Annotated in this window: 15 protein-coding genes and 1 other annotated feature; of the genes, 13 read left to right on the forward strand and 2 right to left on the reverse strand. The window is 44.0% G+C overall.

The window, feature by feature from the left end; all coding sequences use genetic code 11:
* Positions 1–19 precede the first annotated feature (19 nt).
* The 5 genes from resA (at position 20) to H509_RS0105600 (ending at position 5,719) form a co-directional block, all read left to right on the forward strand.
* Positions 20–544 carry a thiol-disulfide oxidoreductase ResA gene (gene resA / locus H509_RS0105580; protein ID WP_028544215.1) on the forward strand — a complete coding sequence of 175 codons (525 nt, stop codon included), beginning with the start codon at positions 20–22 and terminating at the stop codon, positions 542–544.
* A 21-nt stretch (positions 545–565) separates the two neighbouring features.
* Positions 566–2,239, forward strand: a complete 1,674-nt coding sequence (gene resB, locus H509_RS0105585) for a cytochrome c biogenesis protein ResB (RefSeq protein ID WP_036696328.1) — start codon at positions 566–568, stop codon at positions 2,237–2,239.
* Positions 2,236–3,489 (forward strand): c-type cytochrome biogenesis protein CcsB, encoded by a 1,254-nt coding sequence (ccsB, locus tag H509_RS0105590; protein ID WP_425414218.1) that lies wholly within the window; start codon positions 2,236–2,238, stop codon positions 3,487–3,489. The genes resB and ccsB overlap by 4 nt, the downstream gene beginning before the upstream one ends.
* A gap of 66 nt (positions 3,490–3,555) precedes the next feature.
* A complete protein-coding gene (locus H509_RS0105595) occupies positions 3,556–4,272 on the forward strand; it encodes a response regulator (RefSeq protein ID WP_028544218.1) in 717 nt (238 codons plus the stop codon).
* A gap of 1 nt (position 4,273) precedes the next feature.
* Complete coding sequence (locus H509_RS0105600) at positions 4,274–5,719, forward strand: HAMP domain-containing sensor histidine kinase (protein WP_028544219.1); 1,446 nt, start codon at positions 4,274–4,276, stop codon at positions 5,717–5,719.
* A 280-nt stretch (positions 5,720–5,999) separates the two neighbouring features.
* Here H509_RS0105600 and serA read toward each other — a convergent pair whose 3' ends face one another.
* The gene (serA, locus tag H509_RS0105605) at positions 6,000–7,589 is read right to left on the reverse strand and encodes a phosphoglycerate dehydrogenase (protein WP_028544220.1); all 1,590 of its coding nucleotides are present in this window, start codon (positions 7,587–7,589) and stop codon (positions 6,000–6,002) included.
* A gap of 210 nt (positions 7,590–7,799) precedes the next feature.
* Positions 7,800–8,036, reverse strand: a binding site (T-box leader).
* A 281-nt stretch (positions 8,037–8,317) separates the two neighbouring features.
* Positions 8,318–9,229: a hypothetical protein gene (locus tag H509_RS0105610; protein ID WP_028544221.1), complete on the reverse strand. Its 912-nt coding sequence runs from the start codon at positions 9,227–9,229 to the stop codon at positions 8,318–8,320.
* A 200-nt stretch (positions 9,230–9,429) separates the two neighbouring features.
* Here H509_RS0105610 and H509_RS0105615 point away from each other — a divergent pair, with 200 nt between their 5' ends.
* The 8 genes from H509_RS0105615 (at position 9,430) to ypeB (ending at position 15,251) form a co-directional block, all read left to right on the forward strand.
* On the forward strand, positions 9,430–10,020 hold the full coding sequence (locus tag H509_RS0105615) for a CPBP family intramembrane glutamic endopeptidase (protein WP_028544222.1): 591 nt from the start codon (positions 9,430–9,432) through the stop codon (positions 10,018–10,020).
* On the forward strand, positions 10,017–10,373 hold the full coding sequence (locus H509_RS0105620; protein WP_051286831.1) for a hypothetical protein: 357 nt from the start codon (positions 10,017–10,019) through the stop codon (positions 10,371–10,373). Before H509_RS0105615 ends, H509_RS0105620 begins: the two co-directional genes overlap by 4 nt.
* A gap of 2 nt (positions 10,374–10,375) precedes the next feature.
* On the forward strand, positions 10,376–11,224 hold the full coding sequence (locus H509_RS0105625) for a metallophosphoesterase (RefSeq protein ID WP_051286832.1): 849 nt from the start codon (positions 10,376–10,378) through the stop codon (positions 11,222–11,224).
* Positions 11,225–11,297: 73 nt separating this feature from the next.
* Positions 11,298–11,744 carry a DNA-directed RNA polymerase gene (locus tag H509_RS24365; protein WP_245595985.1) on the forward strand — a complete coding sequence of 149 codons (447 nt, stop codon included), beginning with the start codon at positions 11,298–11,300 and terminating at the stop codon, positions 11,742–11,744.
* Between the two features lie 273 nt (positions 11,745–12,017).
* The gene (locus H509_RS0105635; protein WP_028544225.1) at positions 12,018–12,632 is read left to right on the forward strand and encodes a genetic competence negative regulator; all 615 of its coding nucleotides are present in this window, start codon (positions 12,018–12,020) and stop codon (positions 12,630–12,632) included.
* Between the two features lie 185 nt (positions 12,633–12,817).
* Positions 12,818–13,588 carry a glutamic-type intramembrane protease PrsW gene (prsW, locus tag H509_RS0105640; protein ID WP_084159097.1) on the forward strand — a complete coding sequence of 257 codons (771 nt, stop codon included), beginning with the start codon at positions 12,818–12,820 and terminating at the stop codon, positions 13,586–13,588.
* Positions 13,589–13,657: 69 nt separating this feature from the next.
* The gene (locus tag H509_RS27950) at positions 13,658–13,807 is read left to right on the forward strand and encodes a hypothetical protein (protein WP_169450857.1); all 150 of its coding nucleotides are present in this window, start codon (positions 13,658–13,660) and stop codon (positions 13,805–13,807) included.
* A 103-nt stretch (positions 13,808–13,910) separates the two neighbouring features.
* Positions 13,911–15,251: a germination protein YpeB gene (gene ypeB / locus H509_RS0105650; protein WP_028544227.1), complete on the forward strand. Its 1,341-nt coding sequence runs from the start codon at positions 13,911–13,913 to the stop codon at positions 15,249–15,251.
* Positions 15,252–15,377: the final 126 nt, after the last annotated feature.

The raw sequence follows: 15,377 nt of genomic DNA on the forward strand, positions 1-15,377 counted from the left end.
ATAGAAAGGACGATATGCTATGGGGAAAAGGAACAAAGTCGTCCAAATCGTCATTCTCGCATTTATTGTTGTGCTTGGCGGTTCAGCGATCGGCGCTGCTTTATTTAAGTCTGAAGAAGTTCCTGTAGTTGGAAGTCGTGTCCCCGATATTAAGCTTCAGCAGTTGAATGGAGAGGTACGTACCTTGTCGGACCTCAAAGGTAAAGCCGTTGTGCTGAACTTTTGGGGCTCTTGGTGCGAGCCGTGCAAGCGGGAGATGCCTGCTCTGCAAAGTGCATATGACCAGTGGAAGAACAAAGGTGTAGACATTATAGGTGTTAACTATGGAGAAGATGAGTTGGTCGTTAACAACTTTGTCAGTCAAATGGGAGTTCATTTTCCGATGTGGCTAGATCGTAAGAAGACTGCCTCCAAAGCCTTTGGCATTCGTCCGCTGCCAACCACTTTTTTTGTAAACCCGGATGGCAAAGTTCATGCGATCAAGCTTGGGGAGGTAACCGCTGAAGAGCTGGATACTTACATTAAGCAGATGATCGGATCTTAAGTTGCCAGGGAGGAGCAAATTGTGGTACTAACATCTTTTCAAAATACAAAATGTGAATGCGGCCATCAAAATGCAGTAGGTACTGTGCTGTGTGAAGCGTGTGGCAAGCCCTTGTATGACGATGACAGCAATCATTCGATACTGGAGATGCGGTATGACGGGGTTGCGCGAAAGTCGCAAAAAGCAAGTCCTGGGCTCATCGATTCTGTCTGGAATTTTTTCTCTTCTGTCAAAATTGCTGTTATATTGATCGTCATCACGTTAGTTGGTTCTTCGCTTGGGACAATTTATCCTCAAGAGAGCCAATTTGTAAATGTGGATGCTTCACAATATTACAAAACTACTTACGGTACACTCGGTCATATTTACTATTTGTTAGGTTTGTCGCATACATACGAGTCATGGTGGTTTATTACGTTGCTAGTGATGATTGGTTCCTCCCTCGTTATTTGTAGTCTTGACAGGGTGCTTCCGCTTTATCGTGCGCTGCATAAGCAAAAGGTAAGGAAGCATGATCAATTTTTGAAACGGCAGCGTATCGTATATGAACACGAGTTAACGACAGATACAGAGCAGTGGCTGTCTGATACGGAGCAAGCATTACGAAAGAAAAGATATCGCATCACCAAAAATGATGGCGCTTTAATGGCTGAAAAAAATCGTTTTAGCCGCTGGGGGCCTTATATTAACCATATTGGCCTAATTATATTTTTGCTCGCGGTGCTTGCCCGAAGTATTCCCGGATGGCATATGGAATATTATGCAGCCTTTCCGCAAGGGGAGCCGCGACCGATCCCGGACACCCCTTATTATTTACAAAATGATCATTTTACAGTGGAATATTACAGCGATAAGGAAATGCCCGAACAGTTTGTGAAAGAAGGCAGAGTGATGCCAAAGCTGTTTGAGACAAAAGCAACCTTGTTCCGCTGTGTAAGCAACTGTGACGACCCTGTACTAGAGCCTAAGCTAGAGCAAGTGACAAAATACGATATTCGCGTTAATGACCCGTTTGAATATGACGGTATACTGGCGTATCAGTATGACTTTGACTTGACTCCTAAGCTAATTTCCGTCAAGCCGATGCTAAAAGACCAGAAAACCGGACAATCATTCGGCTCTTTTGATGTGAAAATGTCCAATACCGAGACTCAGTATACAGTGGGGCCTTATACACTGGAGCTGAGGGAAAAGTATTTGGATTTTGCGCTTGATGAGAAGGGGACACCGATGACGAAGAGTCAGGAGCCAAATGCTCCAGCGTTTGTATTTGTCATTAAAGGTCCCAATCTTCCGGAAAGTGGCGAGCCCTATATGTATTTCCCACTTCAGAAAGATAAAGTTCGCTTTCAGGAAGAGGCCATTAATCGTGACATCATGAAGAAACTTCGGATTGAAGTAGCATCTATGAATGACGTATCCATCTCAGAATCAACCAGTTACTTAAATATTCGTAAAGATACAGCGATGCCGTTTGTATGGGTAGGAGCAACGATCAGTATGATCGGACTTGTTATGGGCTTCTATTGGCAGCATCGTCGTATATGGATCAGAATTGAACATCAACAGTTGCTCCTTGGAGCGCATACGAATAAGAATTGGTTTGGATTACGTAATGAAGTAGCTCGTATTTTGCAGGCTACACAATTAGAAGTGGACGCTAAGGCGATTGACCGTGGGGGGAATAAGGTGTGAAGCTGTTATTGGAAATTAGTCAGGACGCATATCTAATTGCATTCTTCTTATTCTGTATTGCTTTTATTATGTTTGTATTTGCGATGGCTGGTCACAAGAAAAAGGCGAATCGCGTTGTACACGAGCGCAGATGGGGAATAATTGCGTTTGTTATTACGCTAATTGGTCTAGCTGCACAGATCGTCTACTTTATTACACGCTGGATCGGTGGCGGACATATACCCGTAAGTAATATGTACGAATTTATGTCTTTCCTGTCGATGATGATTATCGGTGCGTTTATTGTGATGTATCTTATTTATCGTTCTCCGGTGCTAGGGGTATTTGCGGTGCCGCTTGCTTTCATTATTATGGCGTACGCTTCCGTATTTCCTAGTGAAGTGCAGCCTCTAATCCCACAACTAGATTCGGTATGGCTAAAAATTCACGTGACGATGGTTGCGCTTGGCTACGCTTTTTTTGGCATCGGATTTATTGCCGGCTTAATGCACTTGATTCGGTGCGTCAATTGGGCACCCGATGCACCAAGAAAACCGCAGGTGTGGCTGGAAATGATTATGGTGCTGATCGTTGTCATTATCGGCTTTACGGCAGTAGTGTTCAGTTATCGTGGCGCGGGTTATGAAGTGACAATCCATCAACGTGTCGAAGAAGTTGACAAGCAGGGCCAAATTAATAGTAAAATAGAATCAACTGTGTATACGATGCCGCCGCTTATAGCGCCATTGAACAGTGAGCCTGCAGACATTAATCCCCTGCTTGGCATCCAGCTGCCGTTAATGGAAGCGCCAGACTGGATGAAGGGTGTGCAAGCTGCTCGTAAGCTCAATACAACCGTCTGGTCCATTATAGGCGGCTTACTGTTATATGGGCTCATACGCCTTCTTATACGCAAGCCGATAGCGGAGAGAATTCAGCCGCTGCTGCGCGGGATGGACCCTGATGATCTGGATGAGATCAGTTATCGCTCCAATGCGATTGGTTTCCCTATTTTTACGCTTGGCGGATTAGTATTTGCGATGATCTGGGCTCAGATTGCCTGGTCACGATTCTGGGCGTGGGACCCGAAGGAAGTGTGGGCGCTCATTACTTGGTTATGTTATAGTGCCTATTTACACCTTCGCTTGTCTCGAGGTTTCCAAGGAACGAGGTCTTCTTGGTTGTCCGTTATTGGGTTTATTATTGTAATGTTTACGCTGCTAGGGGTTAATCTTATTATTTCTGGTTTACATTCTTATGCAGGTGTATAGAGTAACCTGACTTATACTTAGAATACAACAATACACATGTTTTCGATCTGGAAAGGGGAATCGCGCATGTCCGAACAAGTGAACCGCATCCTTGTGGTGGATGATGAGGAACGGATACGGCGTCTGCTAAAAATGTATCTGGAAAAAGAAGGGTTCGATATTGATGAGGCCGAAGATGGTGAGGAAGCGCTGCGTAAAGCAACCGGCGACGATTATGACCTGATTCTTCTTGACTTGATGCTGCCTGGTATCGATGGGATGGAAGTATGCACTCGATTGCGCCAGGTTAAGGCCACACCAATCATCATGCTGACAGCCAAAGGGGAAGAGATGAACCGAGTTCAAGGGTTTGAAGTCGGGGCAGATGACTATGTGGTGAAGCCATTTAGTCCTCGCGAGGTCATTTATCGTGTGAAAGCGGTTCTACGTCGTTCTTCAGCGACGGCTTTCTTGACCAATGATCCGAAGACAAGCAACAACATTGTGTTCCCGCATCTTATTATCGAGCACGATGCGCATCGTGTGTCTGCCGGAGGTCAGGAGATTAGTCTGACACCTAAGGAATATGAATTGCTTCATTATTTGGCAGTGTCGCCTGATAAAGTGTTCTCGCGGGAGGAACTGCTGAAAGACGTATGGAACTATGAATTTTTCGGTGACTTGCGGACAGTGGACACCCATGTGAAGCGCTTGCGTGAAAAGCTGAATAAAGTATCACCAGAAGCTGCATCCATGATTACAACCGTCTGGGGAGTCGGCTACAAACTAGAGGTGCCTAAATAACGTGAAATTTTGGCGCAGTGTTGTTGGGAAGTTGTGGATGACCATTATTGGTCTTGTTGCGTGTATACTGCTTATTTTAGGTTTTTACTTATTGCCGTATATTGACAGTAACTTTACACATCCGAATGATATCAAGCAGCTATTTGTCTATACGGGCATTATCGGATTTTCGTTAACGACGTTTTTTGCTTTTTTTCTGTTTACGAAAATTACACAACCGCTTCGACAATTAAAGCAAGCTGCGGATACGATTCGTCAAGGCAAGTATTCATCACGAGTAACGATACGTTCCTCGGATGAGCTTGGCGAGTTGTCCAGCACGTTTAATCATATGGCGGAGGAACTTAATTTTTTGATTCAGGATTTGCATCAAGAGAAAGAGCATCTGTTTAGTATTTTAAGAAGTATGACGGACGCAGTCATTACGTTTGATGCAAATGGGAATGTTTTGTTGGCCAATCCGCATGGTCAGGCAAACTTATCCTCATGGAATGCCATTGAATGGGATGATTTTGAGGATGATCAGCCTGCATCTGCCGTACCAGGCCCGCTGCGAAGACTCTACCTTAAAGTGTTATCCGAAGCCGTTGAAGTGACGGAGCGGGTTCATGTTCAGAAGGAAGTCTGGTCTGTCGTGATGGGACCGTTGTACAATGCGAATCGTGTTCGTGGTGTTGTGGCAGTGCTGCGGAATGTAACGGAAGAGGTGCGCTTAGAGAAGCTGCGCAAAGATTTTGTTGCGAATGTGTCTCATGAAATTCGTACGCCGCTCTCTATGCTTCAAGGTTACAGCGAGGCGCTGTTGGACGATATTGCAGCCACGCCGGAAGAACGTCAGGAATTGGTACAAGTGATTCATGATGAGTCTTTACGGATGGGCAGATTGGTAAAGGATTTGCTCGATTTGGCTCGAATGGAAGCCGGACATATACATTTGCACTGGGCGGAAGTGGATACTAACGAGCTAGTCCAGCGTGTTGTACGTAAATATGCCGTTATTGCCAAGGAGCGGGGGATTCCGATTTCCGCTATATGTGAAGCGGAACCTTCCATTTTGCCTTCGGCAGATGAAGATCGGTTGGAGCAGGTACTCACGAACTTACTGGACAATGCGTTAAGGCACTCACAAGCAGATCAAGCGATTGTAATCCGAACGTTGCGGTTAAGCGAAGGCAAAGAGGAACGGCTCTGGATTCATGTGGAGGATCACGGACAAGGGATCCCGCATGAGGATATTCCTTACGTATTCGAACGATTCTACAAGGCTGACAAAGCAAGAACGAGGGCAGGGACAACAGGGACAGGTCTTGGCTTAGCTATTGTCAAAAACATCGTTGAAGCTCATGAGGGTACGATTCAGGTGAGCAGTTCATTTGGCTATGGAACGACCTTCTCTATTGGTATACCGGTCAGACAAAGGCCTATGCTGTTGGAACGCGATTCATAATATTTAATAATCATGTGGCTGGCTGGAAAACGTTCTCCGTTTTCTGACCAGCCATTTTGTTGAATAAAGGGAATTAAGAAGACAGATTAAAGGAGCTTACGACATATATATCAGTCCAAGACATAAATGTGTGGTTGTCTGCGCGAAGGAAATTGTCTACTGTCGAGGGCTGGACAGTGAGATCAGGTGGAGACGCAAAATGACGTCTGCCGTTGGCAGACGTCATAATATAAGTGTAAATCTTGTTGCTTGTGAAACAATGGTGGCTTAGCGTATTCTGTTATACAAAAAGGATTTCTTTTGCTTTGTTTATGTCAGCTATGCCTTTTAATTTGGCCATTACATCTTGAGGAACAACACGATCGACAGCTAGTACCATAATTGCCGAGCCGCCGACGATTTTACGTCCAACCTGCATCGTCGCGATGTTAATGTCATTTGTGCCGAGCAGGGACCCTACATAACCAATCATGCCTGGCTTGTCGTTATGTTTGATCAACAGCAAATGACCTTCTGGTGCCACATCAACTGGGTATTTATCGATTTGAACGATTCGTTCGCCATATCCATTCAGCAGTGTTCCGGCTACGAGACGTTCTTCTTCGTTTGTACGAAGCGTAACGGTAAGCAAATTCGTAAAGCCTTTAGCCACATGAGATTTTTGAACGATAATATTAATATCCCGAACTTTAGCGAGGTGCATCGAGTTCACGATATTGACATCAGAACCTAGATGCTGCTGCAACACGCCTTTTACGATGTAACGTGTAAGAGGTTGCGTATCCACCTCGGCCAAGTCACCTGAGTAATTTACAACAATTTCTAAAAGGGCGCCCTTAGACATTTGAGCCGCAAATTGACCAAGCTTCAAACCGAGATTAAAGTAAGGCTGAATTTTGTTCATCACTGTAGCTGGTACGGGCGGCATATTCACCGCATTTTTAAACGGCTGATCCCGTAAAATATGCAAAACTTGCTCCGACACGTCAATGGCTACATTTTCTTGGGCCTCTACAGTGGAAGCACCAAGATGAGGAGTTACAATGACTTTCGGATGAGTCAGGAATGGATGATCTGGAGCCGGTGGCTCTACCTCAAACACGTCAAATGCTGCGCCAGCTACAATTCCTTCGTCAATCGCTTCAACGAGTGCAATTTCATCTATAATACCACCGCGTGCACAGTTAATAATTCGCATACCACGTTTCATCACCTCAAATTGTGGGCGTGCTATCATGTGTTTGGTTTCAGGTGTGAGTGGTGTGTGTACAGTAATAAAGTCAGCCTGACGAATAATTTCGTCAACACTGCCGAGCTTTACGCCAAGCTTCTCCGCACGCTCGTCTGTCATAAACGGATCAAAACCTATAATTTCCATGCCGAATGCTTTAGCGCGTTTAGCGACTTCGCTGCCGATTCTGCCCATACCTAGTACGCCGAGCGTCTTATTGCGCAGCTCTACACCTAAGAAGCTTTTGCGGTCCCAAACCCCATTGATTGTTTTGGCATATGCTTGAGGGATATGTCGAGAGAGGGCCATCATCATCGCAAATGCATGTTCACATGTCGTAATTGTATTGCCGTCTGGTGCGTTGATTACAATAATTCCACGTTGTGTTGCCGCCTCCAAATTAATGTTGTCTACCCCTACGCCTGCACGACCAATAACTTTCAGTTTTTTTCCGGCTTCCATAATTCGCGGTGTCACTTTTGTTTGGCTGCGTACGAGCAGCGCATCATAATCGCCAATGATGTTAATCAGTTCATCCTCGGTCAAGCCAGAATTTTTGTCAACCTTAACATCTGGTGCATCCATGAGCAGTTGAATCCCGAAATCGCTAATTGGGTCCGACACTAAAACTTTAAACATGTGAATTCCTCCCTCAATCTCCATTAATAATGTTGTCTTTACAGACAGTTAGATCAATCTCATTACGAGATTATTCACAAATAAAAGACCGCGTTAATGCGCTAAAACCATTGCTTGTTACAGGTTGCGAGAAGCTGCAAATCGATGCACTTTTCTTGTTTATACCTAAAATTTAAGCAAAAAAACTCCCATCCACATACTACTGCCGTAGTAAGGGACGAGAGTTGGATTCGTGGTACCACCCTAATTCGCTGCGCATTCGCATGAGCAGCCTTGTCATCTCCGTAGAGACGATAAACGTTAACGGGTTCTAACCGACTATGCCTACTACTAAATTCAGCATAATAACTCAGGAATGCTGGAACATAACTTTCCGCCGCCGATTCGCACCTACCATCGGCTCTCTGAAGACTTCCAAAGTCTGTTCTTTTCCTTCAATGTTGTTCGAGTCATGAAATTTTACTTAATGTAACACGGTTCTTTACAACTGTCAATACTTTTAAACACGAATAATATTAATTTAGTTATTGTTAAATGTTCATGTTTTGAGGGATTATACTACAAATTTGAGCTCTAGCCTTCACAAAATATTAAAAAATACGTTTAATCCAGCTGTATCCTATTTATTAGAAATACCCCTTGATTGTAGGGAGCCCCACTAATTACAAGGGGTGTAGTTGAATACTGGCTAAACATTTTGTTAGGATAAGATAGGGTATGAATCGTCTTTATTCTACAAACATCGGCAGCAGCGGGATGTTGTCCATTTGGTACAGCTTACCCTTTACTCGGCTGTAGTCCTGTGCATGAACACTATTTGTTGACAACAACTGCTTAATGGTAAGATCAACGCTTTTTTTGTTAGCCGCTGCGCTGGAGCGACTTGCCTGTTTCGTGAATTGATCCAGTCTAGCCGTTAAGTCTTGAGGCAGATACGGTTTAATTACTCCCTGATGGTACAAGTAGTCAGCTATGTATTTATTTTTGGCAGCGAATGAACTGGCTTGCCATTGCTCAAGACTTGCTTTGCTCTTGAGACTAGGCTGCTTAATCGTATCATCCTGTGTTCTGCTCCACACAAGCATCGATGAATAATACTGCTGCTGACCCTTTAGCGCTAACTTCATCGCTTCTTTGATCGGAGTCTGCTGCTGTATGTGGGCTGCATCGAGCTTGCTGTTCTGCTGGCTCGAAGTTCTTATAATCTGTTTCAGCCCATCATGAAACCGTAAAAGGCTGGCAGCATAATTAGCTTGAGCAAGTGTAAGATCAGTAGCGTCCTTTGGCAAGGCGACTAGTGTAATTCGTTTGTAATGTTCTTGTGCCGTATGTTGTAGTTTAGATAATGAATCAACAGCGTTATGGTGATTTGAAGATAATTTAGCAAGCGTGTCGAACCAACGGATTTCAAATTCACGATAAGGCCAAAATACGTTATGATAAAATGAGACCAGGTCCTGCTGCTCGTACTTTCCAGGGTGGCTTTCAGCATACCATTGTTGCATCTGTTTACTGTACTTATCTTCTGTTTGATCGGTGCCGTACTTAACACCGTAGAAAAAAGCTGCAATACATAGAATAAGCGTGAACAGAAAGCTCATGCTGAATAAAAATTGCATTTTTGTCGGATTCCGGTTCATTATACCTCTCCTTTTGCACGTTTCGTAGGAACAATGTCTTATTTTTTAAGGAATACTACGAAGCGAGAACATCAAATGTAGTATGTACTAGGTATATCGGCTCATTCCTGACATAAGTATAGGGCAAAAATGAGAGAATTGGAAACAGAATTAACAGGGATGATGTTTTCCAATTACATCAAACATTGGGTAGGGATGAGATGAAAGAGAAATGGAACGATTTCAAAAAAAGACAGGTTCAAATTGATCAGCTTGATGATAAGACGCTGCTGCTTAACTTGTATTTGACACAAGCCTTAACTTTAATTGTTGGCATCATATGGATTGCGGTGTCGCGGCGCAACCCGCTTGAACTGTTATGGCTCCCGAATGGATATGAACCGTGGGTGTGGGGAACTGGATTCGCGGTAGCTGTTATTGTGATTGATCTTATTATTTCACGTTTTGTTCCTGAGGATGTTACAGATGACGGTGGAATTAATGAGAAAATGTTCCGCACGCGGCCGTTTTGGCATATCGCTGTTATCGCACTTGTCGTGAGCATTTGTGAGGAAATGTTATTTCGTGGAGCAATACAGCATACTTTAGGTCCTTACTGGACGAGTATTATTTTTGCAGCCATTCATGTCAGATATTTAAGACATTGGTTACCGACGGCGCTTGTATTTGGCATCAGCTATGGATTAGGCCATATATATATTTGGACAGATTCATTATGGGCGCCGATTGCAGCACATTTTTTAATTGATTTTGTTATGGGATTGATATTGCGTTATCGAAGGGAAGAATGAGTAAGATGCAAATGACTAGACACAAAAGGGAATGGCAAGGAGACGCATCCAAGGCTGAATCCCCTTTAGAGCCTTCATTTGTAGAGAGCCGAGCACTTAAAGCACTAAGTCAGCTAAAGCAACAACCTGCTGAAGAGGAAGTGGAAGAACAGGCTGCTGCTGATGATGAGGAAATTCACAAACGTTTGTTAGAAGAGGAAGAGGACCGTTCACTTCCTCCACGACAAATTTTGTTTCCTTCCAATTATGGGAGACTAGCGAAATGGTTTTATAATGTATTGTTTTTGTTGTTTATCGGTTTACTTGTAGCATTGTTGTTTTGGGGGCGTCATACGACGATGGAGGGGTACTGACGATGAATGCTCTGAACTTATGGACAGCTGCAAGTGTGCTGGCAATGTTGCTTATTGTACTTGCACTGATACTGCATATGAGAAGAGTGGCACGATTATTTCAAGTGACAGAAGAGATTGTATGGTTAAGTAAGCTGCCTTCATCTTTGGATGGGCTGCGGTTATTTTTTATTAGTGATTTGCATCGCCGGAAGCTTACTGAAGAGCATATAACTCAAATTAAAATGCACGAGCAAGCACAGCTTGTTATTATAGGCGGAGACGTGACGGAGCGAGATGCACCAGTTGAAGATGCAATCAATAATGTGTTGAAGCTGCGATCCTTAGGTGCTACTGTCATGGTGCATGGCAACCATGATCATAAGGGAGACACCAGGAAGCTGGACGCTGAGTTGTCCGCACATGGCATTAAGCTGCTAGATAATGAAGCGATGCGCTGCGAGCAGGGAGATGGCACGATGTGGATTGTCGGTGTTGATGATCTCACAACGGGGAAGACTAATCTCGATTGGGCGTTAGAATCGCCCCGCAATGAGCCGCACTGCTGCATTCTTATTTCTCACGATCCAGCCATCATTCGGTCCAACATCCCTGATATGGTTGAGCTTGTAATTGCTGGACATACACATGGCGGGCAAATTTTGTTGCCTGGATACGGACCAATCAAAACAAGTGCGTTCTATAGAAAGTATTTAGCTGGCTGGTATTCAATCAATCGTAGTTCCCATGACGCGATGCCACTAAAGTTGTTCATTAGCAGAGGATTTGGAACATCACATTTGCCGCTGCGACTAGGATCTGCTCCTGAAGCACATTTTATTACATTAAGAAGTGGTGTCGGGGTTTCCTAAAATTGAAGCGAATGCGAAACGCCTGTGACGCTCACACTACAACTGATCCTAACATGACAAGGAGGGAACAGCGGTGAGAATCACAACATTTATCGCAGGTATGGCTGTCGGCACGTTAGCCGGCATGTACATGGCAGATCGTCGTTCATTATCGCAATTGCAATCCAAGCTGCAAATTGCGGGAGATATGATGTCCGATGTTGTAGGGAAAGCAAGAGGTAAGGTGATGGAGTCGGCTTTTTCTGTAATGGGTAATACTGCATTAGATGAAGAGTCACAAGACAGCTCTGGACATCAGGTAAGCCACACGTCCCACCATGATTCATTCAGTCTTGACCGCGTGAAAGAACTCATTGAGCGTGACCCTGAAGTAAAACGACAAGTGGATGCGATTTTGCGGGACAGCCAAGGTCAAAGCAGCACAGTAGGTGCAACAGCTGGAGCAACTTCGACAGGTTCAGTATCGAAGACGTCTGACCCTGTGCGGCATAAGCCAGTGGGAGTGCCTAATTCCCACTGAAAGTCAACGCTTCACCGCATGAGACAAAGACGGCGGTCTCGCCGTCAGAAAAGCCATCGCAAAAGTGTCTAAGGCATTAATAACAAGCATAGTATATAAGGAAAAGCCGTTGATACCTATCAACGGCTTTTTCGTTGGAATGGTTGATTCTATTTTAGTAGGTGCAAAACAATTCAAAAAATGATAACATGAATTACATAGAACCATTTTCAGCACATATTATATGTTGCATCATAATCTGTTATAACCGGAGTTGCAAAGGAGGGTCCTGTCATGAAAATCGAACGTTTAAGTCAAGATAAAATCCGTATTTTCCTTACGTTCGACGACTTATCAGAGCGCGGGATCCAACGTGAGGACTTGTGGCGGGAAATGTCTAAGCTGCAGGATTTGTTCGCGGAAATGATGGATCAGGCTTACACAGAACTCGGCTTTGACGCGACTGGACCGTTAGCCGTTGAAGTATTTGCAATGCCTGCTCAAGGAATGGTAGTCATCGTCACTCGTACACGTTGGGAAGGCTCACGCGCTTCCGGTATGGACGAGGAAGAGATGGATGATGTATATGAGATGGAAGTTACACTCGAGGAAAGTGATTCCATCGTATTTTCTTTCCGTGATTTTGAGCATTTCATTGAAGCAGCTCATGCGGTGAACGGTCAATTCACCGTTTCCGGCGCGCTATACCAATATAATGGTCAGTGGATATATTATGCTGAGTCGGCGGCTCTGGAGTCTAACCGACTACAGGCGTTCATAGCGATATTAGCGGAATTCGGTGAAGCAACGTCAGTTACGACCGCAGTGCTTGAAGAGTACGGTAAGGTGATCATCCCTGATGATGCTATAGCCGTGACGTGTCAACATTTCAAACCGCGCAGCGAATAGTACGGCGTTGGAGGGAGTGTTCGATCAAGGGGTCGACACTCTCTTTTTATGTGTAAAGACAATCATATTTTTACTATATGCATGGTTTAGTTAATCGGACACACTGCTTCACAACTAAAGCCTGCATCAGTGAGTGCCAATGGACATAAGCAAGATCTTTCAAGGGGGAGTATACACAAATGAATATGTCGTTCTTTAGCATGCTGACGACGGTTCATGCGGATGCCGTAGGCCAGTCTACGGAATACTCGACTCCGGTTGCAGCAATTTTGACGGCTGCAATCGCGCCTGGAATCGCATTGCTTATTTATTTTTATTTAAAGGATCGTTATGCAGCTGAGCCAATCTCAATGGTGATCCGAGTCTTTTTGCTTGGCTTTTTGATTGTATTTCCCATCATGGTCATCCAGCATGGGCTCGTGCTTAGTCTAGGTAACAATCCATTTATATCATCGTTTTTTATTTCTTCCGGTGTTGAAGAATTTATGAAATGGTTTGTACTCTACCACATGATTTACAATCATGTGGAGTTTGATGAGCATTATGATGGAATCTTGTATGCGGTCGCGGTTTCACTTGGATTTGCCACCATCGAGAATGTGATGTACGCATGGGTCAATCATAGCTCTTTTAGCTACTTGCTTATTCGTGCACTGCTTCCTGTTTCGGGACATGCACTGTTTGGTGTAGTGATGGGTTATTATTTGGGTAAAGCTAAATTTTCATCTGGAAAAAAGACGAAAAAGTATTTATGGTTTTCACTTGCTATTCCGATATTTTGGCACGGAGTTTACGATATTATTATGCAAACCTTTACTCGTTACTGGATATGGCTTGTCATCCCGCTTATGGTCTTTTTATGGTATTACGGGATGGCAAAAGTCCGTAGAGCAAATTTACGATCCCCGTTTCGAATGCTGAATCATGACGATGATTCGAGAGAGATTAAATCTTAACGAATTGGGAAATAATGCTGTGTATATATGTTGGAGCGGGCATGTTGGCTTCAAGAGAGGGGTGCACAGATGCGTATCAAAATTACCATTCGTTGCAAACATTGCGGGGAGAAGTTCGTACTGCGTGGCAAACGTGAAAAAGGCCGGATTGAAACTGGGTTTAAGCAATGTCTTTGTGACAATCGCGATGATTTTATTATTGAAGAGTTACCAGTATAAGCGTGAGGATTGGATTCCATCAAGTATGCATAAAGTCTTACTTTTTCCAGCACAATAAGCATTAATGTTTTATATATGTTGCTGTGAAAGGAGACGCTTGTCGATGTACAAACGACTAAGTGCGGTGATGTTTCCAATTGTCACGCTTTTATGTATCGGCTCTATTGTATGGGGGTATCAAGAGCATCAAGAAAAGAACTCCATCCTGTTAAAAGCCGAGAATCAATACCAACGTGCTTTCCACGATCTGACTTATCATATGGACAAGCTGCACAACGAGCTGGGTCAGACACTAGCTGTTCACTCTTTGTCTCAAGGTATGCATCGCAAAGGTCTTGTAAATGTGTGGCGGCTGACTAGTGAAGCACAAAATGAAATTAACCAGCTTCCACTAACATTGCTTCCCTTTAACCAGACAGAGGACTTTTTGTCGCGTATCTCGAACTTTGCCTACAAAACCGCTGTTCGTGATATGACCAAAGAGCCACTTAGTCCTGATGAAATGAAAACCTTAAAAACGTTATACGCTAACTCCAAGCAAATTTCAAAAGATTTGTTTCAAGTCCAAGACAAAGTGATTCAGAATCGACTGCGCTGGATGGATGTGGAATCCGCTTTAGCAACGGAGAAGGAGTCAGCTGATAACACGATTGTGGATGGTTTTAAGACCGTAGATAACAAAGTGAATGGATACCCTGAAATTAATTGGGGTCCTTCCGTTTCAAGTATTTATTCCAAAAGATCCGTAAAAATGCTGCAAGGCCCGCCTGTTGCACCAGAACAGTTAAAGCAGAAGGGGCTGCAATTGATGAAGCCTCATCCGGTAAAGGATGTCAGCATTAAGAAAAATGGCAACTCAGCCGATCATGAGACTTTTACAGTAAGTGCGAATCATGCCAAGGGTGATGGTACTATTACGATCGACTTCACTAAACAAGGGATGATGATGTCCTATCTGGATACACGTACCATCAAGAGCAAGCAATTATCTGGTGATGAGGCAGAGAAAAAAGCAAGTGCATTTTTGAGCAAACACGGTTACCCTCTGATGAAGGCAGTACGGTATCAGGACCATAACAACGTAGAAAGCTTTACGTTTGTACCGGTTAAAGAACAAGTGTACATGTACCCGCAGCAAATTCAAGTTCGTGTTGCATTAGACAACGGTGACATTACAGGTGTGCAGGCTAGTGATTACATTTATGCGATGGCAGTCGTAAAGTCGGTCAGTTTGAAGCCAAAGCTGACGGTTCAGCAAGCAAAGCAGCATGTCAACTCCGATATGAAGATCGCTTATACACGGCTTGCTGTGATTAAGAACGACGCCTCCAAGGAAGTGTTGTGTTACGAATTTGGGGGCACATTTGATAAGCAAGGGTATCGAATATATGTTAATGCAGACACAGGTATGGAAGAGTCCGTAGAATCTGTGAGATCCTCGTAGAGGAGTGGCCGCTTTGAAAGCACGATTTGTTGCTTTTGAAGCGGCTATTTTAGTTGAGTGAAACGTACGCCGCATTTATTTGAGATGAATAAATTGTCGCCTAAATCTGTTTACAGGGCTTACGAG

The sequence above is a fragment of the Paenibacillus taiwanensis DSM 18679 genome, from assembly GCF_000425125.1.
GTDB classification, from domain to species: Bacteria; Bacillota; Bacilli; order Paenibacillales; family Paenibacillaceae; genus Paenibacillus_B; species Paenibacillus_B taiwanensis.

Coding starts and splice junctions, on each gene's coding strand:
- H509_RS0105625 (WP_051286832.1), top strand. CDS start 10,376: ATGAATGCTCTGAACTTATGGACAGCTGCAAGTGTGCTGGCAATGTTG.
- resA (WP_028544215.1), top strand. CDS start 20: ATGGGGAAAAGGAACAAAGTCGTCCAAATCGTCATTCTCGCATTTATT.
- H509_RS27950 (WP_169450857.1), top strand. CDS start 13,658: ATGCGTATCAAAATTACCATTCGTTGCAAACATTGCGGGGAGAAGTTC.
- serA (WP_028544220.1), bottom strand. CDS start 7,589: ATGTTTAAAGTTTTAGTGTCGGACCCAATTAGCGATTTCGGGATTCAA.
- H509_RS0105595 (WP_028544218.1), top strand. CDS start 3,556: ATGTCCGAACAAGTGAACCGCATCCTTGTGGTGGATGATGAGGAACGG.
- H509_RS0105635 (WP_028544225.1), top strand. CDS start 12,018: ATGAAAATCGAACGTTTAAGTCAAGATAAAATCCGTATTTTCCTTACG.
- H509_RS0105610 (WP_028544221.1), bottom strand. CDS start 9,229: ATGAACCGGAATCCGACAAAAATGCAATTTTTATTCAGCATGAGCTTT.
- prsW (WP_084159097.1), top strand. CDS start 12,818: ATGTCGTTCTTTAGCATGCTGACGACGGTTCATGCGGATGCCGTAGGC.
- H509_RS0105615 (WP_028544222.1), top strand. CDS start 9,430: ATGAAAGAGAAATGGAACGATTTCAAAAAAAGACAGGTTCAAATTGAT.
- ypeB (WP_028544227.1), top strand. CDS start 13,911: ATGTACAAACGACTAAGTGCGGTGATGTTTCCAATTGTCACGCTTTTA.
- H509_RS0105620 (WP_051286831.1), top strand. CDS start 10,017: ATGAGTAAGATGCAAATGACTAGACACAAAAGGGAATGGCAAGGAGAC.